Consider the following 22287-nt stretch of genomic DNA (forward strand, 5'->3'; position numbering starts at 1 on the left):
CACTGGTCAGCGCAGGCCCCAGCCCATACTCATGAGGCATGATCAGGAAGTTGCTTTTTACCCTTGCGGCCACGCTCGTTCTGGCCGGACCGGCAGCGGCGGAGAAACTCTCTCTCAACGCTATCTCGAACTATTTCAACGCCTTCCAGACTGCGGCAGGCGAGTTCACGCAGATCAACTCGGATGGAACGATCTCCACCGGCCAGCTCTATATCAAGCGCCCCGGCCGGATCCGTTTCGAGTACAACCCGCCCGACCGCTCGCTTGTCATGGCCGGCGGCGGCACGGTCGCGATCTTCGACGGAAAATCGAACAGCAATGCCGAGCAATTCCCGCTGCGGCAGACGCCGCTCAACCTGATCCTTGAGAAGACGGTCAATCTCGGCCGCCGCAACATGGTGGTCGGCCATAAGAGTGATGGCACCAAGACAACCGTGGTGGCACAGGATCCCGAGCATCCCGACTACGGCACGATCCAGCTCGTCTTCACCGCCAGCCCGACCGAGTTGCGCCAATGGGTCATCACCGATGGCGGTGGGGACCAGACGACGGTTATTCTTGGTGAACTCAAGAAGGGCATGGACCTGAAACCGAGCCTCTTCAACATCCAGCATGAAGAGGCCCGGCGCCAGTAAGCGCGTTACCGGATCTTGCCGCAGCTGCGAAGCTGCCGGTCGTACATGGTGGCGCGATCACCCACCTTGGCGGCGACATTCACCAGCCAGCCTTTGGACTTGTAGGTGCCGCGCTTATAGCCGGTCCAGCCGTCGTGATAGGCGAGATACTGGCGGCGCGCATCCGAGAGCGGAATCCCAAGCTTGTCGCGGGTCTGGTTCATGTACCAGCCCATGAAATCGGTCGCGTCGCGGATCTTGTCCCGCTTGGCGGAGCGATTGCCGGTCTTCTCACGATACTCGTCCCACGTTCCATCCAGAGCCTGGCTGTAGCCAAATGCCGAGCTCTGCCGGCCCATCGGGATCACGCCGAGCGACCACTGATAGGGCGTGCGGGCATCGCCGTCGAACTTGCTCTCCTGATGGATGATCGCCATCTGGACCGGGACGGGAACGCCCCAATTGCGTTCGGCCGATTTCATGGCCCGCAGGTAGTTGGGCCGTTGACTGACGATGCTGCACGCATTGTCGAGATTGTTGGGGGAGCGCTTGTTGCCACCGCCGCAGCCGGCAAGGGCCACGAGGATGCACAGGGCGCAGATAAGTCTGGTCATCTGCCTGTCCGATTAATGTTTTTTTGTCTGCTCGTCTTTTATTGGCCCCAGTCTAGGCCAAACCTGACGCCGATGGAACAATCAACCTGAGCGGGACGATGACAAAACCGTTGGTCAGAGCAAAAAAGCCAACGCGATCGGCAAAACTGCCACCGAGAGCAGCGATGAGACGACAACCAGACCGGCCACGGCCCCGGAATCGACACCGAAGCGGACGGCCAGGAGATAGGAGGTCACGGGGACCGGAGTGATCATCTGGACCACCAGGACGGCGAAGGGTATCGGCGGAAGCGCAAAGGCAAGCCCGACCGCGACCGCCGAAAACCCGCAAATAGCGGCCTTGATCAGCGAAAGCAGGACCGCAGGCCCGATATCGGCAGGGCGGAGTTTGCCGATGGCGACGCCGAGGGTGAGCAACATCAGCGGGATCGCCATCTGTCCGACAAGCGTCAGCCCATTGATCAGCCAGACTGGCAGTTGCCATCCCTGCCACAGGAATACGAGCCCGAGGACGGTGGCGACAAAGATTGGCTCCCGCAGGACGCGTGTGGGGTTGCTGGTGCCCGAGACCATCCAGATCCCGATTGTGAAAACGAGGATGCTGGTTACAGCTAGCACCACCACGGCATAGTCCAATCCGACCGCACCGAAAGCGAAGAGCGCCAGAGGCAGACCGAGATTGCCGGTATTGCCGAAAGTGAGGGGCGCGAGGTAGCTGCCGCGGTCCAGCCCGACAGCCCGGACGAGGGCCCAGGAGGCGAGGGCGATTACGCCATAAGCGCAGAAAGCGGCAATCGAGATCGCTGCCAGCGCCGAAGGATCCACCTCCGTTTTCATAAGCGACGTGAAGACGAGGCAGGGCACGGCGAGTGTCATCGCCAGGCGAGTGACAAACTCGACTGGATAATCCCATCCGGCCTTGTCCCAGCCGATGCCAAGTGCAGCCAGCAGGAAGACTGGTGAAGTGATTTCCAGCACTGTCAGGACGATGTTCACAAACTGTTTCCGGTGTTTTGGGCCCCAACGCATGGACACGGGCGCCTCAACGCCTTAGGCAGGAATTGTGGGGACATCAATGTATGCTTAAGAGTCAAGCCAAATATCATCTCGGACAGATCGTGCGACACCGGAAGCATCCCTTCCGGGGCGTTGTGTTTGATGTCGACGCGATGTTCTCGAATACCGAGGAGTGGTATGACGCGATTCCGGAGGAGTCCCGTCCGGCCAAGGAACAGCCTTTCTATCACCTGTTGGCGGAGAATGATCAGAGCTACTACGTGGCCTATGTCTCCGAACAGAACCTGGTGCCCGACTATTCCGGGGAACCGGTGGATCACCCTGACCTGCCCGACCTCTTTGGAGAGTTCGAGGACGGTATCTATCCGCTGCATTTTCAGCTGAACTGAGGTCTCCGCACGCGAACGGGGGCGCTCCCGCCCACATCACGCGCGCTGTCGCGCTTGGATGCGGTTGAGGGTGGCGCGCTGCGCGCGCCGCTCTCCATTTGATTTGCGTCGATCAGTAGCCGAGCGCAATGCCGTCTTTACGAGGATCGGAGGCACCGGTCAGCATGCCACTGTCCGGGTCGATCAGGATCGCTTGTGCACCGCCGAGTCCGGCTTCGGGGCGGACCACCTTGTGGCCGTACCGCTCCAGTTTCTGTCGGACGCTCTCCGGATAGCCCTCTTCCAGCCTCATTTCGCCATCGAGGGCAAAGGCGCGCGGAGCGTCGATGGCCTCCTGCGGGTCCATACCGAAATCGACCATGTTGCTGATCAATCGGCAATGGCCGGTTGGTTGGAACTGTCCGCCCATTACGCCGAATGGCAGGATGATCTTCCCCTCCCGTCGCGCCATGCCGGGGATGATGGTGTGCAGCGGACGCTTGCCTGGGCCAGCCTCGTTCGGGTGGCCCGGTGTGAGCGAGAAGCCCGCGCCACGATTGTGGAACAGGATGCCGTTGCGGGAACTGGCGATGCCGGAGCCGAATCCGTGGAAGATCGAGTAGATCAATGAAACGGCCATGCGGTCGCGGTCGACGACTGTGATCAGGATGGTGTCCTGGTGGGTGGCTTCCGCCGGACTGCGCAGGCCGGGAACGCCGCCGAGATCCATGCGCGCGACGAGTTTCTGCGCCAGGGCCGGGTCATGCAGGCAGGCCGGATCCGTCATATGCTCAGGGTCGGCGAGGAGTTGGTCACGGGCCTCGTAGGCAAGCCGGGCAATCTCGGCCTCAAGATGCACACGGTCCGCGCCGAAAGGGTCCAGCGAGGCGATGTCATGAGCGCCGAGCATCTGGAGCATGAGAAGTGCGATGGCGCCCTGCCCGTTGGGCGGATGCTCGACGATCTCCAGGTCGCGATAGAGGCTGGAAACCGGCTCCGTCCAGTCAGCACGGCAGGAAGCGAAATCCGTCTCCGTGTGGCTGCCGCCCCGGGCGCGCAGGCTGGCAACCATGTCCTCGGCAATTGCACCGCGGTAGAAGGCGTCCGGACCGCTTTCGGCGACCGCGCGCAGGACGTCGGCCTGCCCGGGCGCGCGGAATATCTCGCCGGTGCGGAAGGCGCGGTCATCCTTGAGAAAGAAGCGGCGGGCATCGCCCGACAGGCGCTCTGCGTCCAGGGCCCAGTCGAACCCCACGCGTGGCGCGACGGGGACGCCCGCCTCGGCATAGTCGATGGCCGGCGCAAGGCACGCGGCCAGTCCTTGACGCCCAAAACGTTCGGAAAGCTCCGCGAAACCAGCGATGGCGCCTGGAATCGTGACCGCGTCGGCGCTGTCGATCGGCATCGTGGACTGCCCGGCCGCTCGCAGCGCTTCGGGATCGAGGCCGGCGGGCGCGCGGCCGGAGCCGTTCAGCGCGTGGATCCGACCATCGGAAGGGGTGCTGACAAGGGCGAAGCAGTCCCCGCCGATGCCGGTCATCTGTGGCTCGCAGATCCCGAGCAGGACAGCCCCGGCAATCGCGGCATCAACCGCGTTGCCGCCTTGCTTCAGGCAGTCGATTGCTGCCAACGCCGCCAACGGGTGGGACGTGGCGCAGAGCCCGCGCTCTGCATGGACCGTCGAGCGGCCTGGTCTGTGGAAGTCTCGCATCTTGTTCTCCTCCGGCGCCAATCTGGGGGCTCGAAGGGAAATGGTCCAGAGCGATTGGGGAGTTCCTCGGCGCCGCACACTAGGTGGGGGCTGTGATTTACGGCGCCGAGGGAAGCCTTTTCCAGCTACGAGAGAACGATGTCTGATCTTCCTGTCCAGCTCATGGAACCATTGCGGCAATGATTTGACGGCCCGGACAAGCTCACTCCGACTGACCGAGAGAGATATTGAAGGAGAGGCTGTTGCGATCTGCTTCGCGGCTGTAGTTGAGATCCTGCGTCAGCTCGCGGATCAGGAACCAGCCAAACCCGCCTTCCGGCAACTCGTCCAGATCGACCGAGAGATCGTGCTGGTCACCGGTCGGAATCGCAAGGCCGGGCATTGGTTTGCCCCTGTCCTCGACACGACAGAAGAGGCTCTCCTGCGTCAGGCAGAGCTTGAGTTCGAATTCTCCGTTCGGGTTCTCGCAATAGGCATGCTCGACGACATTGTTCATGCACTCCGCCAGCACCACCTCGACCGCCTCGCGATCTGATTCCGACACGCCAAGGCGGCCGAGATCCTCGGCGACCCGCTTGAGTGTCGCACGCACATCCTCAGGTGTGCTCCCGACAACGCGGGTCAGGGCATGGCTAACCTTGATGGGCATGTCTTCCGGTGTCGGTTGCCGGGGGATGCCGTCCGATACCGCGCATTCGGAGGGCCCAACAGCCTTCCCGGGTGGAACGTCAACCGGCGTCATCAGGCGGCACTAGCATTCGAGTTCATTGCGGCATCCGCCGAGTTGTGGATCGTGAACACGGAATCCATCCGCGTGAGCCGGAAGACCTTGGAGACCTTGCTCGACAACCCAGCCAACTCCAGGCGCCTGTCCTTGCCGAGGAGTTTCATTGCCGCAACGACGGCACCAAGGCCGGAGCTGTCAAGAAAATCAACTTGTTGCAGATCAAGGACCACGCGTGCGGGCTCCGTTCCACACAGCTCGCGCATCCGGTCCTTGAACTGGATCGCGCAGGCCGCGTCGATCCGTTCCGCCAACACGTTGATTCGCAGGATGTCTCCCTGGCGGACAGTTTCGAATTCCATGCCCCGTCTCCATTTACGCTCTGGACCCGGCCAAGGCTGGACGAAAAAGCTTACCATTCGGTATGCGTTGTCCCAAGGGAGGACGAACAACATGAAAGAAGTCTTCATTTCCGGCGCGGCCCGGACGCCGATGGGCGGATTCCAGGGGGCATTCGCGCCGCTTCAGGCGCCGGAACTGGGGGCCGCCGCGATTCGGGGCGCGCTACAGCAGGCTGGATGCGGCAGCGTGGACGAGTTGCTGATGGGGTGTGTATTGCCGCATGGGCAGGGCCAGGCACCGGCGCGGCAGGCAGGGTTCGGCGCCGGGCTGGGCGAAGAGGTGCCGGCCACGACGCTGAACAAGATGTGCGGCTCTGGCATGAAGGCAGCGATGATCGGCTTCGACCAGATTGCGCTCGGACAGGCGGAAACGGTCGCCTCGGGCGGTATGGAGAGCATGAGCAACGCGCCTTACCTGCTGCCCAAGATGCGGGGCGGTGCACGGATCGGGCATGATTCCGTGGTTGATTCGATGTTTCTCGATGGGCTGGAGGACGCCTACGACAAGGGGCGGCTCATGGGCTCCTTCGCGGAGGATTGCGCGGAGCACTTTCAGTTCACCCGCGCCGCACAGGACGATTACGCGCTCGGCTCCCTGTCCAATGCGCTGGCGGCGCAACAGGGCGGGGCCTTTGCCGGCGAGATCGTTCCGGTAACCATTCGCGGGCGCAAGGGTGAGGTGATCATGTCCGAGGATGAGCAACCCGGCAACGCGCGTCCCGACAGAATTCCGCATCTCAAGCCCGCCTTCCGCGCGGGCGGGACGGTGACACCGGCCAATGCCTCTTCCATTTCGGACGGGGCCGCGGCGCTGATCCTGACGTCCGACGAGTCCGGGCTGCCGCGGCGGGCTCGAATCCTGGGACATGCGAGCCACGCCCAGGCGCCGGGTTGGTTCACCACTGCGCCTGTTCCGGCGGCGCGCAAGCTGTTGTCGCGCATCGGCTGGGAGGTCGGGGATGTCGATCTCTGGGAGGTCAACGAGGCGTTTGCCGTTGTGCCCATGGCTTTCATGCGCGAGATGGGGATTACGCGCGAGATGGTGAACGTGAACGGCGGCGCCTGCGCGCTTGGTCATCCGATTGGGGCCTCGGGCGCGCGGATCATGGTGACGTTGCTCAATGCACTCGAGACGCGTGGCTTGAAGCGCGGCGTGGCCGCGATTTGCATCGGCGGCGGTGAAGGCACGGCGATTGCCATCGAGCGCTCATGAACAAGGGAGTGGGAATGCGGGTCGAATATGACGAGTTGGAGAAGGTCATCGTTGCGCTGACAGAGGGCGAGACGGATTCGGTTGCGCTGATGGCGACGCTGGCCTGCGAGATCCATCACGCGGATGACCGCTTCGACTGGACCGGGTTCTATCGGGTCGTGGCGCCACAGCTTCTGAAAATCGGTCCCTATCAGGGCGGACATGGATGTCTTGTGATTCCCTTTGAACGGGGCGTTTGCGGAGCCGCGGCGCGGACCGGCGAGGTCCAGCTTGTGGCGGATGTCGACGCATTCCCCGGCCATATCGCCTGTGCCTCCTCGACACGATCGGAGATCGTCCTGCCGGTGTGGAACGGCGCCGGGAAGCTGATCGCGGTGCTCGATATCGACAGTAACCGTCCGGCGGCCTTTGACGACAGGGATGCCGCGGGGCTTGCGCGTATCCTTGGGGCGGTGTTTGCCGATGCCGAATGAGATTCGTGGGCAATGCCTGTGCGGACGTGTTCGTTTCTCCGTGTGCGGGCCGGTTTCGCGGGCTTCTATCTGCCATTGCAGCCAGTGCCGGCGACAGGACGGGCATGTCTGGGCCTCGGCGCAGGCACCACGGGAATGCGTCCACATACGCGGGCGGGTGACCTATTTCGCGGCCAGCGACGTGGCGGCCCGGGGCTTCTGCCCGCGCTGCGGCTCCTTCCTGTTCTGGGACGAGACAGGCGCGCCAGACCTGTCCTTCTCGCTCGGAGCGCTTGAGGAGCCGACCGGGATTCGTGTGGAGAAACACATCTTCTGCGCGGATAGAGGCGACTACTACGACATTGGTGAAGACGGGGTCCCGCGACAGCCGTGATTGATGACTACGATCCTCCGTCAGAACCACCGGTGATCTTGCATCAGGACGCGGATCTGCTGCTTGTCGACAAGCCGTCGGGGCTGCTCTCCGTGCCGGGGAAGGGGGCGCATCTGGCCGATTGCCTGCTGGCACGGCTTGAGGCCGCCTTTTCGGGGGTCTTGCTGGTGCACCGGCTGGATCGGGACACGTCCGGCGTGATGGTCTTCGCGATGAACAGGCGCGCACAGCGGCATCTCGGGATGCAGTTCGAACGGCGGCATTGCTCGAAAAGTTACATTGCGCGGGTCGTCGGGTGCGTGGCGGGGGAGGAGGGTGTGATCGACCTGCCGCTGATCGCAGACTGGCCGAACCGACCGAAACAGATGGTGGATTTCGAACGCGGCAAGGCTGCGCGCACCGGATGGAAGGTGCTGGAGCGGGAGGCGGCGGCGACCCGGATGAGGCTGCTGCCGGAGACCGGGCGGAGCCATCAACTTCGCGTGCATATGCGCGAGTTGGGGCATCCGATCCTGGGGGACCCGCTTTACGCGGAGGGCGCCGCTCGGCACGCCGAGCGGTTGATGCTTCATGCCGAGGCGCTGACGCTTCGGCACCCCGATGGTGGGAAACACGTGACGTTTCGAGCGAAGTGTCCCATTTGAGGGAAGATCGTCGCCAATACTGCCGAGCCAGAGAAACGTCTGAACCAATCTGACACGCCGCCGAGCGGACATTTCTACCGTCCGCGGTGGTTTCAACAGAGCGCAACGATAGCCGCACCAAGATTCGCAACGAAAGCTTGCACAAACGCCTCCTTGCGCCGGTTTTCCTTTCGCCGGAAGTCTATTGAATCTCGACACTCGCGCGCGACGCGCGCCCTTCTGCGTCGATCACGGACAGGTCGAGGAACCCTGCGCCGGGCAGATCCAACACGCTCTCGCGCTCCCGTGTGCGCAGGATGACAGGGGCGCCATTGGCCAGCCATGTGAAGGGCGGGGTGCCGTCGCGAACCTTGAGCAACAAGCCGTCCCGCGCCTCGATCTCTGCGCCATCGGGCGGGAAGGCCAGTTTCGGCGCATCCGCCTCGGCGCGGAAAATCGCGTTGCGGGGACGGAACTTGCGCAGCGGTGGCGGCAGTTCGGCGTTGGAAGCGAGCAGGACCGAGGGCGGCGGTGGGCCGAGCCGTTCTGTGCGTGGTGCGATACGGGAAAAAACCTGGAACAGGACCGGCGCGGCCAGCGCGCCCCCGAAGGCACCGGGCACGGCCGTTCCATCAGGCCGCCCGATCCAGACACCGGCGACGTGACGCCCGTCAAACCCGATGGACCAGGCATCGCGATGGCCATAAGAGGTGCCGGTCTTGTAGGCCAGCGGCAGTCGCGCGGCATGGCGCGGCGGCGGCATCCCGGCGAGGATATGTCCGACCTGCCAACTCGCCTCCTCCGACAGCACCCGGCGCGGCTCTTGCGGCGTGGCGTCCCCTTCATGCAGAGGCATGGAACGTCCACCGCGCGCCAGCGTTCCATAGAGCCGGATCAGGTCCTCCAGCGTCACGCCAACCCCGCCAAGTGCAACGGCAAGGCCCGGCGTATCGCTCGGGATCACCGGTTCGATCCCGGCGCGCCGGAGCTTCGACACCAGTCGTGCCGGACCGAGCGCCTCGGTCAGGGAGACCACGGGGATGTTGAGCGAGAGCTGCAGCGCTTCGCTGAGGCGAACCGTGCCGCGATATTGCCCGTCGAAATTGACCGGCGCATAGGGACCGAAGGCGACCGGGCGATCTTCGATCAGGGTCTCGGGATGGGCGAGCCCGGCGTCGAAGGCGAGCCCGTAGACCAATGGCTTGAGCGTGGAGCCGGGTGACCGCAGCGCGCGGGTCATATCGACCCAGCCTCCGCGCGCCTCGGCGAGATAGCCAGCGGAGCCGACCGAGGCGAGCATCTCGCCGGTCCGGTGATCGGCGACGACGATGGCGGCCGAGAGTTGTTCGCCCGCCCCACGCGCGGCCTGTCCGGCCAGAGTTTCGAGCGAGGCCTGCAGGTCGCGGTCCAGCGTGGTCTGGTGCAGCGCGCGCATCGGATGCTCGGCGCGCAGGCGTTCGGCCAGATGCGGGGCGAAGGCCGGGAAATTGCGCCGGATATCCGGGACCGGCGTAGTGCGGGCGGCTTGGGCGGTGTCGGTGTCGATCACGCCCGCGCCCGCCATGCGGGCAAGCACCCGGTCGCGGGCGTGGGTGGCGCTCTCATTGTGCCGGTCGGGACGGCGCGAGCTGGGGGCCTGCGGGATGGCCACGAGCAGGGCGGCCTCGGCCGGGGTAAGCCGGCGCGGCTCCTTGCCGAAATAGGCCAGTGTCGCAGCGCGTACCCCTTCGAGATTGCCGCCGAACGGAGCGCGATCGAAGTAAAGGGCAAGGATCTCCTGCTTGGACAGCCGGGTCTCCAGCGCCAGCGCAAGCCGAAACTGGCGCAGCTTGCCCGCCATCTGCCCGGTCGTGCCGTCCTCCAGCAGGCGCGCGACCTGCATGCTCAGCGTTGAGCCGCCGGAGATCACCCGACCGTTGCGCAGAGCCTGTCCAGCAGCACGGAGCATCGCCAGCCAGTCGACGCCGTGATGGCGGTAAAAGCGCTTGTCTTCATAGGCAACCAACATCGCCGGGTAGATTGGGTCCACCTGCCCGGGCCGCGCCGCGAGCCGCCAGCGCCCATCGCCAACTGTGAAACCGCGTAGGAGCCGGCCCTCGCGGTCCAGCACCTCGACGGAGGTCTCGGTGACCAACACCGGCAACTCCGTCTCGGCCACCCATCGGTCGAAGGCGTCCCGCCCGGTGGCCCCCAGAAAGAGCAGCAGGGCAAGCAGGAAGAGGCCGATCCGCCTCATTCAACCACCGTCACCCGCCCCTCGCTCGTTCGGGCGCGGAACTGCGGTCGATACATGTCCTCGACGTTCGCAGCCGGGTGGTGATACGCGCCCGGCGAGACGGCGCGGACGATATAGGCAAGGCGGAAGCTGTCATCGGAGCGCCAGTCGACGGCAGCCATGAAGCGCTCCTGACGGAATTCGGCGTTCTGCACATCGGCCGTCTCCAGCCAGGACAGCTCGCCGATATCGCCGGAGCGGATCAGGCTCGGATTGTCGATCTCGAACCCGGCCGGCAGCGGGTCGTTTACCATCAGTCGCGCTTCCATTGGCTGGAACGGCGCGACCGTCAGCACTGTGACCAGTCGCGTGCCCTGCGCCACGCGGGCGGGATCGGCCGGGGCGCCATCCATGGTGAAATACTCCCGCTCAAGCGACATGCCATAAGCGCGGCGTTCCTCCGGTTGGGCAGGGACGCCGAAGGTGGTCAGCGTGAGCTGCGCCTCGCGGTCCGAGGCGTTGGTGATGACGACCGGCGCCGCACTCGTCTCGTCCTCCATGACCTCCAGCATCGGGCCTTCGACCGGCGCGCCGTCGATCAGGAAACCTTCGCCGGTTGTCTCGATCAAAGCGTGGGCGGCCAGCAGCGTCCAGACCGATTCTTGCGTCGAGCGCCGGCGGTCATTGGCGGCCAACTGGTCGATCAACGGCTGTGTGTCGAAGACCTCGCTGCCGGATTCCACCGCGAGGGTAAGCAGCCCGGCGCTGTCGCGCAGATTGGAGCCGTAGTCGGCGCGCCAGACCATACGTTCCTCTTCGCCCATGCGCGGCAGGAGCTGGCGCGCGGCCCGGGTGAACATCCGGTCCGCCCGTGGCTGGTCGCCATACATGGCCAGCGCCGCGCCGATCTGGGCGGTGGCCAGCGGGGTACCGAAATCGCCGCCCTTGACGTCCGCGTAATAACGCAGATCGCCGATGGGAGCCGCACCCTCGCGAGCCAGAACGAGCAGTGCATAGGCGAGATCCTCGCCGCCGGTATCAAAATCGGCGGCGTAGTTGAGCTGGTTGCGCAAGTTGTCCATCGCCTGACGGAAGGCGATTTCCGGTATCTCGTAGCCCTCGCCCTTCGCCCGCGACAGGAAATCGCTCACATAGGCGTCGAGCCAGAGATCGCCGTCATAGGCGCCCCAGAGACCGAACCCGCCCGAGCTGCTTTGCCGCGAGAGCACGATATCCACCGCGCGACCGACCTTCTCGGCGATTTTCTCACCCTCTTCCAGCCCCATGGCGCGGGACATCTGGTCGAAATAGAGCAGCGGCAGGGCCTGGCTTGTCACCTGTTCGGTGCAGCCATAGGGGTAGCGGTCGAGCGCGGAGAGCAGGCCGGGCGCATCAAGTGTGCCAAGCGGTCCGAGCGCCAGCGTGGCCGAGCCGGTGCCGGGGCGCAGCCCGGCAAAGACATCGCGTGAGAGCGTGAAGCTGGCACCGGCGGCGAGCGGGAAGCGGCTCGTTGTGGCAACTTCCGGATCGTTGAGCTGCACCGGCAGCTTCAAGCTCTTCTCAAGCCGTTTGCCGTCGGGCGTGATCACGACGAGCTCGATCTCGCCGAGGCCGGTCTCGCTGGAAGAAACGGGCAGTTCCAGCACCGCCTTGCCGCCTTCGTCAAGCGACACGCTGGCGGGGAATTGCACCGGCATGAGCGTCACGCCCTGCGCCGAGGCTTCCAGCCCGAATGTGCCCGCCGGGCCGTCGGCATGGATAAGCTCCAGCCGCATTCGCGTTGTGTCGCCGGGGGCGAGGAACCGCGGCAGGGTAGCGGTCAACACGGCCGGGTCGCGCACGAGCACATCCGTTGCGGCCTGTCCGACCGCGTTTTCGCTCCAGACCACGGCCATCAGCTTCACCTGCCCATTGAAGGCGGGCATGTCGAAACTGGTGCGGGCATAGCCATCGGCATCGACTTCCAGCGGGCCGCTGAAGAAGGCGACCAGCTCCTCGGTCGGCGGTGGGCTCTGCATCCGCAGGAAAGCCTCGTCACCGCCTGACCGCAGGCGGCCGGGGGCGCCGTTCTGGCCGTCAATCAGGCGCCCGTAGATGTCGCGCATCCCGACGCCAAGCTTGCGTTGGCCGAAATAGTAGCCTGTCGCGTCGGGCGGCTGGTGACCGGTGAGGTTGAGGATGCCCTGGTCCACGGCGGCGATGGTGGCGAAGCCGCGGGTGCCCGCGTCCAGACCGGTTACCTTGAGCGCAACGTCGAATGTCGCGCGCGGAGCGGCGGAGTCCGGCACCTCGAAAGCTGCCGAGAGTCGAGCCGGTCCGGGGTCGACCGCCGCGTGGGCCAGTCCGAGCGCGCGGGTCGGCGCACGGCTTCCGGATTGCCCGTCCATCGGGCGGATCAGCGTTGCGGTTACATAGGCGCCCGCCCCCCACTCGTCGGTCACGGGCAGTTCGATCACGCTCTCGCCTTCGGGCAGCGACACGGTCTGCATGTCGATCAACCGGTTCGAGGCGACCGTGATCAGCGCCTTGCCTTCGCTGCGCGGCACCAGCCGCAGCTTCGCCGTCTCGCCGGGGCGATAGGCTTCCTTGTCAAGCGACACCTCAAGCAGGTCCGGCGAGGCGGCGGCATCGGCAGGTGCGTACCAGCCGGTATCGAAACCGACCGAGGCGGCGGTATAGGCACCGTCCAGCCGCTCGATGACCAGCTCGTACCGACCCCACTCCACCGGCGCGGAGAGCGCCAGCGCTGTGCCGTCCAGCGTGGCTTCGCCTGAAGCGACCCGGGTTCGCCGCGTCATCGGCTCCCAGTTCCAGTCGCCATAGGCGGAGTACCATTGGTAGCGTGTCTCGACGCGGTTGACCTTCCATGTCACCCGCATCGGCGCGGGGGAGAGATCGGCGCCGATACCGATCACTTCGAACTGCGCCTCGCTGCCCTCGGGCACGACACCGTCGAAGAGCGCCTTGATGCCGATCAGTGGCCCGGACGGGGTCAACGGCTCGGTCATGCGCCGCTCGACCGGGCGGCCGGAGCCTTCGGTCACACGCAGGGAGAAGCGCGCCTCCAGCGGGTGGGTCGTCTCGCCGATCTCGGGGAAGGCGACGGGGATCACGGCTGTGCCGGACGCATCGGTGCGCGTGGCGTCAAGGGACTCCAGGTAAGGGTCGAACGGGGCGTCATGGCGCCCGAAGCTGTAGCCGGGATAGGCGTTCAGCCCGTCGGCAGCCGAGAGCCGGACCTCGCCGCGCACCGGCAGGTCGCCGCCCGGTGCGCCGAAGAGATACCGCGCTTCGACAGTCAGCGGCGGTTGGTCCTCAAGGCGCAGCGCAATATCAGGCAAAGACATCTCGAAATCGATCCGCTCTGGCAGGAAGTCCTCTACCAGCAAGCTTGTGGTGGCCAGTGCCGGGGCGTCGGGATCGGTGTGCAGCGCCAGCGTCCAGGTCCCGCGCGGCACGGCGCCGCCAAGCGGCAGGGCCATCACATGCCCGCCGGCCGCGTCGCCATCGGAAAGGTGACGCGAATACTCCACGCCGTCGGGGCGGCGCAGGATCGACGTGACCGGCAGCCCGACAATCGCTTTCGCCTGCCCGTCTCGCGCAAGCGCCGTGGCATGGATCACCTCGCCAGCACGATAGGCACCACGATCTGTGGCGAGGAAGAGATCCACCGGCCCGGCCGGCTTGCGCCCTTCGACGCCGCGGTCGGAGAGGTCGAATTCCGGGTCCGAGAGCGACAGGAAACCCATATCCTCGTCGCCATTGCGCGCCAGAACCAATGCCGGTGCCGCGCCGCCGCGCCCGTTGGTCAGGCCGGGCTCGAAGCCCGCATGGCCGTTTGCGTCGGTGTCAACCGTGGCCAGCACCCGGTTGGCACGGGAGACAAGCTGGACCTCGATTCCCTCCAGAGGTTCAGCCGAAGCCAGAGAGCGCAGAAAAACATGCAACCCGTCCGCCCCGCTCATCGAGGCAAGCCCCAGATCGGAGATCACGAACCACTGTGTCGCGGGCGGGTTATCATAGGGGTCGGCCCCCGTGACCGAGGCCTGCAGGGCGTAGAGTCCGGCCGGAAGGTCGCCGATGGCCTCGCCCATGGGAAGAAGCGTCGTCACATCGCTGTTGAGCGCTCGGTCCACTTCGCCAGCGCCGCTCCAGACCTCCTCGGCCAGCTTGGTCCGAAGCTCCTGCTCCTCCCATTGCGAAAGCTGCTGGCCGAACATGTTCTGCTGGATCATCTGCATCAGGTTGCGGTCATCGACCCGCCGCAGCGCCAGCGCGATCTCGTCGAGATTGACCGTGACGACCGGCAGCGCGGCTTCCGGCGTGCGCGCCAGAACATAGGCACGGCCCGGGAAACGCACAGAGGGCTCGCGATCACGGACATAGACCTCCAGCGGCACGTCCTTGATCAGCCCCTCGCCCGACTCGGCGGGCAGGCCTGCGCGGAAGGTCATCCGGTAGCGGCTCCCGTGCTGGACACCCTCGACGCAGAGCTGCTGCCCTTCGGCCTCGACCGAAAAGCCGGTCTCGGGAAGCTGCACATAAGGTTCGAAATCGACCGCCTTGGCCAGATCCTCGCTGAAGGTCGCGCAGATCCGCGGCACGGCCGGGTCGCTGTCGACCCGGTGCTCGGTGACCCGGAACCCGTATTTGGCGATGGCATCGTCCAGCGCGGCTCCCACAGCCGGCGATGGCTGGAGCATGTCGGCCAATCGCAGTGCCGAGAGACTCGTCCGGCCGCGCCGTTCCGATTGCAGCGCTTCGGCCAGGACCAGAAGCGCCTCAACTTGCTGTTCCGCGCCCCGGGAGCGCAGATAGGCATTGACGGCGGAAGGCAGCGCGCGGGCGTGCAGGCTGCGGGTCTGCTTGTCGTTCTCTCCCTTGGAGCGCAACGAGCTGTCGGCATAGACGCGCCAGGTCTCCGCGCTGTCGGTCAGCGCGATCGCCGCGCCGGCCCAACGCAACGCATCTGCATGCGCCCCGCGCGCGCGCTCATCTGCCATGCCGCGCAGAAGCTCCGCCTCGCTCCAGCCGCCCGCGAGATGCCGCGTCGAGACAGCCTCCGCCTCCTTGCGCGCTGCCGCGAGATCGCCCTCTGACAGGAAATCCAGCTCTGCCGCGCGCAACATGCCCCGTTCGATCACCTCGGGCGGCGTGTCGACCACTGTCGCGGAGCGCGCACCCTCATAGGGGGCGCGCCGGGTCAGACCGCTTTTGGGGAAACAGGAATTGGACCGCCCGTTGAAGGTGAAAGCGCGGCAGGACGGGTCGCTCAGGCAGGCACGTTGGCAGGCCTCGTAGCTGGTGTCGAACATCGCCCGAAGATCGGCGCCGAAATAGTCCATATCACGTTCGACGATGAGTCGTCGTTCCGGGATGGGGCTTTCCTGTGCCTGGAGGGGCGCAACGAACAACGCGGTGACAAGAATGCTCAAAAGGCGGAGAACCGGGCGCATGGCAAAAAATCTCCAAGGAAAATCCTCTTCACAAAGTCTCGCACGGCGGCTTTCCTGTTGGCAACTCTTCCTGACGCGCCCGGGTTAAGCATCCGTTCACCAAAATGCGCGAAGACTCGCGTGAATGCCGCGAGAAGCGGTCGCTGGGGAGAGTGCTTGCGATGAGCCTGACGGACAAACTGGCCGCCGAAAGACGGGCGAGACTGGCTGCGGAACGCAGGTTGGAGCTCAAGAGCCGGGAGCTGTTTGAGGCAAATCGTAAACTGTCGCAGCACGCCTTGAAACTGTCCGGACAGATCATCGAGCAGCGTGAGGAATACGAGCAGGTGCGCGAGGAGGCCGCAGAGCTCAAGGACCGCAACAAGCGCACCGAGGCGCAGCTCGAACTTGCGGAGAAGTTGGCGGAAATCCACGAGCGGAGGCTGTGGGATTCCGTTGAGACGATCACCGACGGTTTTGCCGTTTTCGACCAGCAGGACCGGTTGATCGCGGCCAATACGGCCTGGCTGTCCTTGTTCGACTATTCGGACGTGATCCGGCCTGGTGTGCCCTATCTCGATGTGATCCGCTTCGCCGCCGAGGAAGGCGTTTTCGATATCGGCGATGCGACGCCCTCGAATTTCATTGCGGATATGCTGGATCGCTGGGATTGCGCGGAAATCCCGGAGGTGACGATCCAGCTTTGGAATGGCCAGTATTACCGGCTGTTGGACCGTCGCGCGCGAGATGGCGACATGGTCTGCCTTGCCGTCGACATCACGGCGATGAAGCGGCGCGAGGAGGAGCTGCGTGATGCGCGGGTCAAGGCCGAGGCGGCAAACCGCGCCAAGTCTTCCTTCCTCGCCAATATGAGCCACGAGCTGCGCACGCCGATGAACGGTGTCGTGGCGATGACGGACCTTCTGTTGGAAGGCGATCTCGATGAGGAGCAGCGGCTCTATCTCAAGACCATCCGTTCGTCGGGGGAATCGCTCCTGTCGATCATCAATGACGTGCTGGATTTCTCCAAGCTGGAGGCGGAGAAGATGCAGCTTCGCCCTGAGCCGTTCGACATCGAACGGATGCTGCACGAGGTGCTTACCCTCGTCGCGCCGATGGCGCGGGACAAGGGGCTGGATCTGCATGTGGATTGCGATCTTTTCCTGCCATCGCGTCTGACGGGCGATCCGGGCCGGGTCCGGCAAGTGCTGACGAACCTGGTCGGAAATGCGGTTAAGTTCACCCTGGACGGCTATGTGCTGGTGCGCGTGGTCGGGATCGAGGGAGAAGATGGCGACTGGCAGATCCGTGTGACGGTTGAAGACACTGGCGTGGGGATCGCCGCTGACAAGCAGGCACATATCTTCGATTCCTTCGCTCAGGAGGAACAGGAAAAGAATCGCAGCTTCGAGGGGACCGGGCTGGGACTGGCCATCAGCCGGCAGATTGTCGAACGGATGGGGGGCGAAATCTGGGTGGAGTCAGACAAGGGCAAGGGCTCCTGTTTTGGCTTCAGCCTGTCCTTGCCCTGCGACGAGCAGGACCGTCCCGACCCGCATGGGTTGGCGCCGGGCCTGTCAACGGCGATGATGGTCGGCGGCGGCGACCTGGATCAGGAAATCCTCTCGCGTCAGCTGTGCCAGCTCGGCATGGAGGTCCGCTGTGTTGCCGGAGGCAGCGATGCGCTGGCGGAAGTGCGGGACAGTTTCTGCCCCCAGATCGTGCTGATCGACGAACGCCTTCCGGATGCGCGAGGAAGCGAACTGGCCGGTGCCATGCGCCTCGCTGGCCTTCACTCTGCGACTGTACTGCTCTGCGCCGACACGCGGTCCACCGAGCAGGAGACCGAACGCGACACGGTTGACGCCATTCTAAAGCGACCAATTCTTCGCTCCGAGCTCTTTCGTATCCTGGCCAGTCTAACGGTACAGGATGAGTCCGATTCTGCGCCATATCTCGATGACGTTCAGGCCCCGCCTTCCAATCCGAAACCTGAGCTGAAACCTGAGCCGAAGCTCGAGCCGTCCGCACCGGCCCCCGTCCCTGCTTTCAGTTCCCGGCGGCATTCTACGCCTATCAAGCCTGCCTCGGCGCCCAATACGGCTGCCGCACCAGCCTTTCGCCAGATGCGCGTGCTGGCAGCCGAGGACAACCGCACCAACCAGTTCGTCTTTGGAAAGCTGGTCAAGGAGCTCGATATCGACCTCGCCTTTGCAGCCAATGGGCGTGAGGCGGTCGAACTCTATGACAGCTTCCGTCCGGACCTTGTCTTCATGGACATCTCGATGCCGGAGATGGACGGAAAAGACGCGACCAGCGCTATCCGCAGGCTCGAAGCCGGCACACGACATATCCCGATCGTTGCCATGACGGCCCACGCTCTATCCGGCGACAAGGAGGAGATCCTGTCCGCTGGTCTCGATCACTATCTCACCAAGCCAATGCAGAAAGCCGTGATCATGGCCATCGTCAAGGAAGCCTGTCCGCGCGGATGCAGGCCACCATTGGTCGAGCAGGTCAGCGTCGCGGAGTAGAGCGTCCGGTCAGGCCGCCTGGATGTCTTGCGCCGCTCTCAGAAAAACGGGACGGTCCGGTTCGGACAGCTCGGTCTGATACCGATAGCCGCCGGTGTCGAATTCCGAAAGGTGATCGGTATTGGTCAGGCGCCGCTGGATGATGTAGCGCGCCATCGCCCCTCGTGCCTTCTTGGCAAAGAAACTGACGATCTTCGGCCCGCTTGGTTTGTCTTCCAGAAAGACCGGCGTCACGATCCGCAGCCCGAGATCCCCCTCACGCACGGCCGAAAAATACTCCTGGCTCGCGCAATTGACGAGAACGCTCGACCCGGTCTGCGCCGCCGCACGAGCAAGCGCGTGGGCCGGGTGTGCGCCCCAATGGTCATAGAGATTGGCGCCCTTCCGCGTTTTCAGCCGCGACCCCATTTCGAGCCGGTAGGGCTGGATCGCGTCGAGCGGGCGGAGCACGCCGTAAAGGCCGGACAGGATCCGCAGGTGATCCTGCGCCCAGGCGACTTCCTCGGGGTCGAGCGAGGCGGCTTCCAGCCCGGCATAGGTGTCGCCTGCAAAGGCGTGCATGGCGGGCCTGCAACGGTCCGGCGCGGGAGCGTCCTGGAACTCCGCGAAGCGTTCCTTGTTGAGCCGCGCCAGCTCGGCGCTTATCCCCATCAGCGCCTGCAATCTCGGCTTGGAGAGCTTGCGGGCTGCCCCGGCAAGGGACACGGCCTCGTCGAGAAACTCCGGCTGGCTCATCTCGAGCCCGGGCATTTCCGACCAGTCGAGGCGTTTGGCGGGCGAGATGACGACGAGCATGAACGATCCTTTCGAAAGACTTGCCAAATCTAGTCATCTGCGCGCCGGGTTCCAGCCCTCAACTCAGGTTTTCCAGCGCTGCGAGAAAGGCCGGCCCGAAGCGCTCGACCTTCTGCGCTCCCATGCCCGGAATTCTCGCCATGTCGTCCAGCGAACCGGGGCGACGTTCGGCGATCTGGCGCAGGGTCGTGTGGGGGCAACTCAGATATTTTCCGGCACCATCGTCGCCCCGTGCGAGGTGCAACTGGATCTCCTGCAACCGGTCGAAGACGTCACCGCTTTCGCGCCCGGCCAATCGCCGCCGCGCCGGGTGCATCTCCTCGCTGGCTCCGGTGATGACCTCCAGGAAGGTCGCGCCATATCGTTCCAGCTTGGTTGCGCCGATACCGTTGATCCGAGCCATGTCGTCCAGGGTCGCGGGGCGTTGCTGGGCCATCTCGATCAGGGTCCGGTCCGGGAACACGACATAGGCCGGCACGCCTGCCGCTTCGGCCAGCGCTCGTCGTTTGGCTTTGAGCGCCGAGAGCAGCGGTGCGTCTTCCTCGGAGACCAGTGCCCGGACACGGGGGCGGTCCTTCGCCTTTGCAATGGTGTCTTTGCGCAGGGTGATGCTGGCCTCGCCGCGCAGGATCGGTCGGGCCGGCTCCGTCATCCGCAACGCGCCATGCCGTTCCGGATCGGGCCGAACGAGGTCATGGCCCATCATCTGCCGGAAAATCGCCTGCCATTCCTTGCGCCCGTATTCCTTGCCGACCCCGAATGTTGGCAGGCTGTCGTGGTTGCGGGCACGAACCTTGTCCGTTTCGTTTCCGAGCAAGACCTCGATCAGGTGGCCGGTGCCGAAATACTCGCCCGTCCGCAGCATCGCCGAGAGTGCCTTGCGGACGGCGGTCGTTCCGTCGAAGGTCTCCGGCGGTCGTTCGCAGAGGTCGCAATGCCCGCAGGGCTCCGCTTCATCGCCGAAATAGGCCAGAAGCACCTTGCGCCGGCAGCCGAGCGACTCGGCCAGACCAAGCAGCGCGTTGAGCCGCCCGTGATCGGCCACTTTACGTTCCGGCGGGGCCAGCCCCTCGTCAATCTGGGTGCGGCGCAGTCGGATATCGTCCGGGCCGTAAAGGGTCAGTGTCTCGGCCGGTGCGCCGTCGCGGCCAGCGCGTCCGATCTCCTGATAGTAGGACTCGATGCTCTTTGGCAGATCCGCATGAGCGACCCAGCGGATATCGGGTTTGTCCACGCCCATGCCGAAGGCGACCGTCGCGACCACGATCAACCCGTCTTCGGTCTGGAACCGGTGTTCGACTGCGCGGCGGTCATCCGCGTCCATGCCGCCATGGTAGTGACAGGCTGAGTGGCCGGCCTCACGCAGCGCCTGGCCCAGCGTCTCTGTCTTGGCACGGGTTCCGCAATAGACGATGCCGGAGCGACCCTTGCGGGCGGCGGCGAAGTTCAGGATCTGGGTGCGCGGCGTGTTCTTGGCTTCGAAGGCGAGGTGGATATTTGGCCGGTCGAAGCCGTGCAGGAAAGTGCGGGGCTGGATCCCGTCGAAGAGCCGGTTGACGATCTCGGCACGGGTTTCCTCGTCTGCCGTGGCAGTGAAAGCCGCGAGAGGCGCATTCAACGCCTCTCGTAACTCGCCGATGCGCAGGTAGTCGGGGCGGAAATCATGGCCCCACTGGCTGACGCAATGGGCTTCGTCGACCGCGATCAACGTGACGCCGACACGACGCAGCATGTTCACCGCCGCTCCGGATGCGAGCCGTTCAGGCGCCATGTAGAGCAGCTTCAGAGCGCCGCGATCCAGCGCTTCGAACACGGCGTCGGTCTCTTCCGGAGTGTTGCCGGAGGTGAGCGCGCCCGCCGCCACGCCAGCGGCCCGTAGCGCGCGCACCTGGTCCCGCATCAGCGCGATCAGCGGAGAGATCACCACAGTTACGCCGTCTCGGCAGAGCGCGGGAAGCTGGAAACAGAGCGACTTTCCCCCGCCCGTCGGCATGATGGCGAGGGTGTTTTCACCGGCAGTCACGGCCTCCACGATTTCCGCCTGTCCGGGGCGGAAGGCGTCGAATCCGAAGACGGATGACAAAAGTTCAGAAGGGGAGGCTGCGGCCATGGCCGATCCTGCGTGGTGCTATTCTAACTGCTCGTTGTTGGATGCAGCATCCCACACCAAGAATCTGTTCACAAGGCCGCTCAGCGGAGGCCGAACAACGTCGGCAGCAGGATATCACGCAGGACGATGATGCAGATGAAGACGGCCAGCGGAGCGAGATCGAGCGGCCGGGTATCGGGCAGGATGCGTCGAACCGGCGTGTAGATCGGCTCCAGAAGGCGATTGAGCCCGTCCCAGATGCCGCGAACCGTCGGTTGGCCGTAATTCAGCACACCGAAATTCAGCAGCCAGCTCATGATGATATGGACGATCATGATGAAGAAGGCGACGTCCAGCAGCAGTTTCAGGATATCATAGATCGCCAGCATCTTCGGTCTCCGTCATGGGCGTGTCGGGCAAGCATGTAAGGCGCGAGGCGGGTGTGTGCAACTGCCCCGGTGCCGCAATGTTCATATTGACGTGAAGGTAAAGATCCGGTTGACGGGGGTCGAAAGGACCGCTGCCCATGTATCCGTTTTTCCGCCTCGCCCGCGAGAGCTTCCGCAATCGCAAGGCCGACCCCCTGCCGCTCCTCGGCACCCATGAAGCCGATCACATCTGTTGGCCGTGGGATATCGACCCCTGGATGGAGCTCAACAATGGACGCGCATTGACGCTCTATGACATGGGCCGTGTCGGGCTGTTTCTCCGCGTGGGCGCGGTGGCCGTGATGCAGGAGAACCGATGGGCCGGGACCGTGGCCGGCTCGTCTGTCCGGTATCGCCGCCGTGTGCGCGCCTTTGACCGCTATCGGTTGCGGTCCCGGATGATTGGCTGGGACAAGCGGTTCTTCTATGCCGAGCAGTCGATGTGGCGGAAGGGCGATTGCACCTCGCACGGGCTCCTGCGGATGGCGATAACGGATCGCAACGGGCTGGTCGAGACCGCGAGAGTGGCGGTGGCTTTTGGCCATGATGGCGAAAGCCCGACGCTGCCCCACTGGGTCCGGGCCTGGATCGAGGCCGAGGACAAGCGCCCCTGGCCGCCGATGCAGGAACAGCGCACCGTGATTGCGGCCTGAGCCCAAA

At 64.7% G+C, this 22287-nt stretch carries 18 protein-coding genes; 8 read left to right on the forward strand and 10 right to left on the reverse strand.

Features of this window, described 5'->3' with window-relative positions:
• The first annotated feature begins 38 nt into the window (after window positions 1-38).
• Entirely contained in the window at window positions 39-635 is a 597-nt protein-coding gene (locus R3X27_RS13115) for an outer membrane lipoprotein carrier protein LolA (protein WP_317709315.1), read from the forward strand.
• A gap of 5 nt (window positions 636-640) precedes the next feature.
• Here R3X27_RS13115 and R3X27_RS13120 read toward each other — a convergent pair whose 3' ends face one another.
• Both R3X27_RS13120 and R3X27_RS13125 read right to left on the reverse strand, forming a co-directional pair.
• Window positions 641-1228, reverse strand: coding sequence for a lytic transglycosylase (locus R3X27_RS13120; RefSeq protein WP_317709316.1), 588 nt, complete (start codon window positions 1226-1228; stop codon window positions 641-643).
• 114 nt (window positions 1229-1342) lie between these two features.
• A complete protein-coding gene (locus tag R3X27_RS13125; RefSeq protein ID WP_317709317.1) occupies window positions 1343-2224 on the reverse strand; it encodes an AEC family transporter in 882 nt (293 codons plus the stop codon).
• Window positions 2225-2307: 83 nt separating this feature from the next.
• Between R3X27_RS13125 and hspQ the strand changes: the two genes are divergently transcribed.
• Window positions 2308-2634 carry a heat shock protein HspQ gene (gene hspQ, locus R3X27_RS13130; protein WP_317709318.1) on the forward strand — a complete coding sequence of 109 codons (327 nt, stop codon included), beginning with the start codon at window positions 2308-2310 and terminating at the stop codon, window positions 2632-2634.
• A 112-nt stretch (window positions 2635-2746) separates the two neighbouring features.
• Here the strand turns inward: hspQ and R3X27_RS13135 are convergent, their stop codons facing one another.
• The 3 genes from R3X27_RS13135 to R3X27_RS13145 all read right to left on the reverse strand — a co-directional run bounded on the left by R3X27_RS13135 (window position 2747) and on the right by R3X27_RS13145 (window position 5410).
• The gene (locus R3X27_RS13135) at window positions 2747-4324 is read right to left on the reverse strand and encodes a gamma-glutamyltransferase family protein (RefSeq protein ID WP_317709319.1); all 1578 of its coding nucleotides are present in this window, start codon (window positions 4322-4324) and stop codon (window positions 2747-2749) included.
• Window positions 4325-4526: 202 nt separating this feature from the next.
• On the reverse strand, window positions 4527-4973 hold the full coding sequence (locus tag R3X27_RS13140; protein WP_317709320.1) for an ATP-binding protein: 447 nt from the start codon (window positions 4971-4973) through the stop codon (window positions 4527-4529).
• Between the two features lie 92 nt (window positions 4974-5065).
• Window positions 5066-5410, reverse strand: a complete 345-nt coding sequence (locus tag R3X27_RS13145; protein ID WP_317709321.1) for an STAS domain-containing protein — start codon at window positions 5408-5410, stop codon at window positions 5066-5068.
• 91 nt (window positions 5411-5501) lie between these two features.
• Between R3X27_RS13145 and R3X27_RS13150 the strand changes: the two genes are divergently transcribed.
• The 4 genes from R3X27_RS13150 to R3X27_RS13165 are packed head-to-tail and all read left to right on the forward strand — an operon-like array spanning window position 5502 to window position 8152.
• A complete protein-coding gene (locus tag R3X27_RS13150) occupies window positions 5502-6662 on the forward strand; it encodes an acetyl-CoA C-acyltransferase (protein WP_317709322.1) in 1161 nt (386 codons plus the stop codon).
• A 14-nt stretch (window positions 6663-6676) separates the two neighbouring features.
• Window positions 6677-7135 (forward strand): GAF domain-containing protein, encoded by a 459-nt coding sequence (locus R3X27_RS13155; protein ID WP_317709400.1) that lies wholly within the window; start codon window positions 6677-6679, stop codon window positions 7133-7135.
• Window positions 7125-7508: a GFA family protein gene (locus R3X27_RS13160; protein WP_317709323.1), complete on the forward strand. Its 384-nt coding sequence runs from the start codon at window positions 7125-7127 to the stop codon at window positions 7506-7508. The genes R3X27_RS13155 and R3X27_RS13160 overlap by 11 nt, the downstream gene beginning before the upstream one ends.
• Window positions 7508-8152: a pseudouridine synthase gene (locus R3X27_RS13165; protein WP_317709401.1), complete on the forward strand. Its 645-nt coding sequence runs from the start codon at window positions 7508-7510 to the stop codon at window positions 8150-8152. Before R3X27_RS13160 ends, R3X27_RS13165 begins: the two co-directional genes overlap by 1 nt.
• Window positions 8153-8333: 181 nt before the next feature.
• Here R3X27_RS13165 and pbpC read toward each other — a convergent pair whose 3' ends face one another.
• Complete coding sequence (gene pbpC / locus R3X27_RS13170) at window positions 8334-10367, reverse strand: penicillin-binding protein 1C (protein WP_317709324.1); 2034 nt, start codon at window positions 10365-10367, stop codon at window positions 8334-8336.
• Window positions 10364-15802, reverse strand: coding sequence for an alpha-2-macroglobulin family protein (locus tag R3X27_RS13175; protein ID WP_317709325.1), 5439 nt, complete (start codon window positions 15800-15802; stop codon window positions 10364-10366). Before R3X27_RS13175 ends, pbpC begins: the two co-directional genes overlap by 4 nt.
• A gap of 161 nt (window positions 15803-15963) precedes the next feature.
• Here R3X27_RS13175 and R3X27_RS13180 point away from each other — a divergent pair, with 161 nt between their 5' ends.
• Window positions 15964-18315, forward strand: a complete 2352-nt coding sequence (locus tag R3X27_RS13180; RefSeq protein ID WP_317709326.1) for a response regulator — start codon at window positions 15964-15966, stop codon at window positions 18313-18315.
• Between the two features lie 9 nt (window positions 18316-18324).
• Here the strand turns inward: R3X27_RS13180 and yaaA are convergent, their stop codons facing one another.
• The 3 genes from yaaA to R3X27_RS13195 form a co-directional block, all read right to left on the reverse strand.
• A complete protein-coding gene (gene yaaA, locus R3X27_RS13185; protein ID WP_317709327.1) occupies window positions 18325-19110 on the reverse strand; it encodes a peroxide stress protein YaaA in 786 nt (261 codons plus the stop codon).
• Between the two features lie 58 nt (window positions 19111-19168).
• Window positions 19169-21220 (reverse strand): DNA helicase RecQ, encoded by a 2052-nt coding sequence (gene recQ, locus R3X27_RS13190; RefSeq protein WP_317709328.1) that lies wholly within the window; start codon window positions 21218-21220, stop codon window positions 19169-19171.
• 80 nt (window positions 21221-21300) lie between these two features.
• Window positions 21301-21588 carry a YggT family protein gene (locus tag R3X27_RS13195; RefSeq protein WP_317709329.1) on the reverse strand — a complete coding sequence of 96 codons (288 nt, stop codon included), beginning with the start codon at window positions 21586-21588 and terminating at the stop codon, window positions 21301-21303.
• A gap of 137 nt (window positions 21589-21725) precedes the next feature.
• Here R3X27_RS13195 and R3X27_RS13200 point away from each other — a divergent pair, with 137 nt between their 5' ends.
• On the forward strand, window positions 21726-22280 hold the full coding sequence (locus tag R3X27_RS13200; RefSeq protein ID WP_317709330.1) for a thioesterase family protein: 555 nt from the start codon (window positions 21726-21728) through the stop codon (window positions 22278-22280).
• Window positions 22281-22287 lie beyond the last annotated feature (7 nt).

Origin of the sequence: Tropicimonas sp. TH_r6 (genome assembly GCF_033101155.1) — a bacterium.
Taxonomy (GTDB): Bacteria; Pseudomonadota; Alphaproteobacteria; order Rhodobacterales; family Rhodobacteraceae; genus Tropicimonas.

Coding starts and splice junctions, on each gene's coding strand:
- R3X27_RS13115 (WP_317709315.1), top strand. CDS start 39: ATGATCAGGAAGTTGCTTTTTACCCTTGCGGCCACGCTCGTTCTGGCC.
- R3X27_RS13120 (WP_317709316.1), bottom strand. CDS start 1,228: ATGACCAGACTTATCTGCGCCCTGTGCATCCTCGTGGCCCTTGCCGGC.
- hspQ (WP_317709318.1), top strand. CDS start 2,308: ATGCTTAAGAGTCAAGCCAAATATCATCTCGGACAGATCGTGCGACAC.
- R3X27_RS13135 (WP_317709319.1), bottom strand. CDS start 4,324: ATGCGAGACTTCCACAGACCAGGCCGCTCGACGGTCCATGCAGAGCGC.
- R3X27_RS13140 (WP_317709320.1), bottom strand. CDS start 4,973: ATGCCCATCAAGGTTAGCCATGCCCTGACCCGCGTTGTCGGGAGCACA.
- R3X27_RS13145 (WP_317709321.1), bottom strand. CDS start 5,410: ATGGAATTCGAAACTGTCCGCCAGGGAGACATCCTGCGAATCAACGTG.
- R3X27_RS13150 (WP_317709322.1), top strand. CDS start 5,502: ATGAAAGAAGTCTTCATTTCCGGCGCGGCCCGGACGCCGATGGGCGGA.
- R3X27_RS13155 (WP_317709400.1), top strand. CDS start 6,677: ATGCGGGTCGAATATGACGAGTTGGAGAAGGTCATCGTTGCGCTGACA.
- R3X27_RS13160 (WP_317709323.1), top strand. CDS start 7,125: ATGCCGAATGAGATTCGTGGGCAATGCCTGTGCGGACGTGTTCGTTTC.
- pbpC (WP_317709324.1), bottom strand. CDS start 10,367: ATGAGGCGGATCGGCCTCTTCCTGCTTGCCCTGCTGCTCTTTCTGGGG.
- R3X27_RS13175 (WP_317709325.1), bottom strand. CDS start 15,802: ATGCGCCCGGTTCTCCGCCTTTTGAGCATTCTTGTCACCGCGTTGTTC.
- R3X27_RS13180 (WP_317709326.1), top strand. CDS start 15,964: ATGAGCCTGACGGACAAACTGGCCGCCGAAAGACGGGCGAGACTGGCT.
- yaaA (WP_317709327.1), bottom strand. CDS start 19,110: ATGCTCGTCGTCATCTCGCCCGCCAAACGCCTCGACTGGTCGGAAATG.
- recQ (WP_317709328.1), bottom strand. CDS start 21,220: ATGGCCGCAGCCTCCCCTTCTGAACTTTTGTCATCCGTCTTCGGATTC.
- R3X27_RS13195 (WP_317709329.1), bottom strand. CDS start 21,588: ATGCTGGCGATCTATGATATCCTGAAACTGCTGCTGGACGTCGCCTTC.
- R3X27_RS13200 (WP_317709330.1), top strand. CDS start 21,726: ATGTATCCGTTTTTCCGCCTCGCCCGCGAGAGCTTCCGCAATCGCAAG.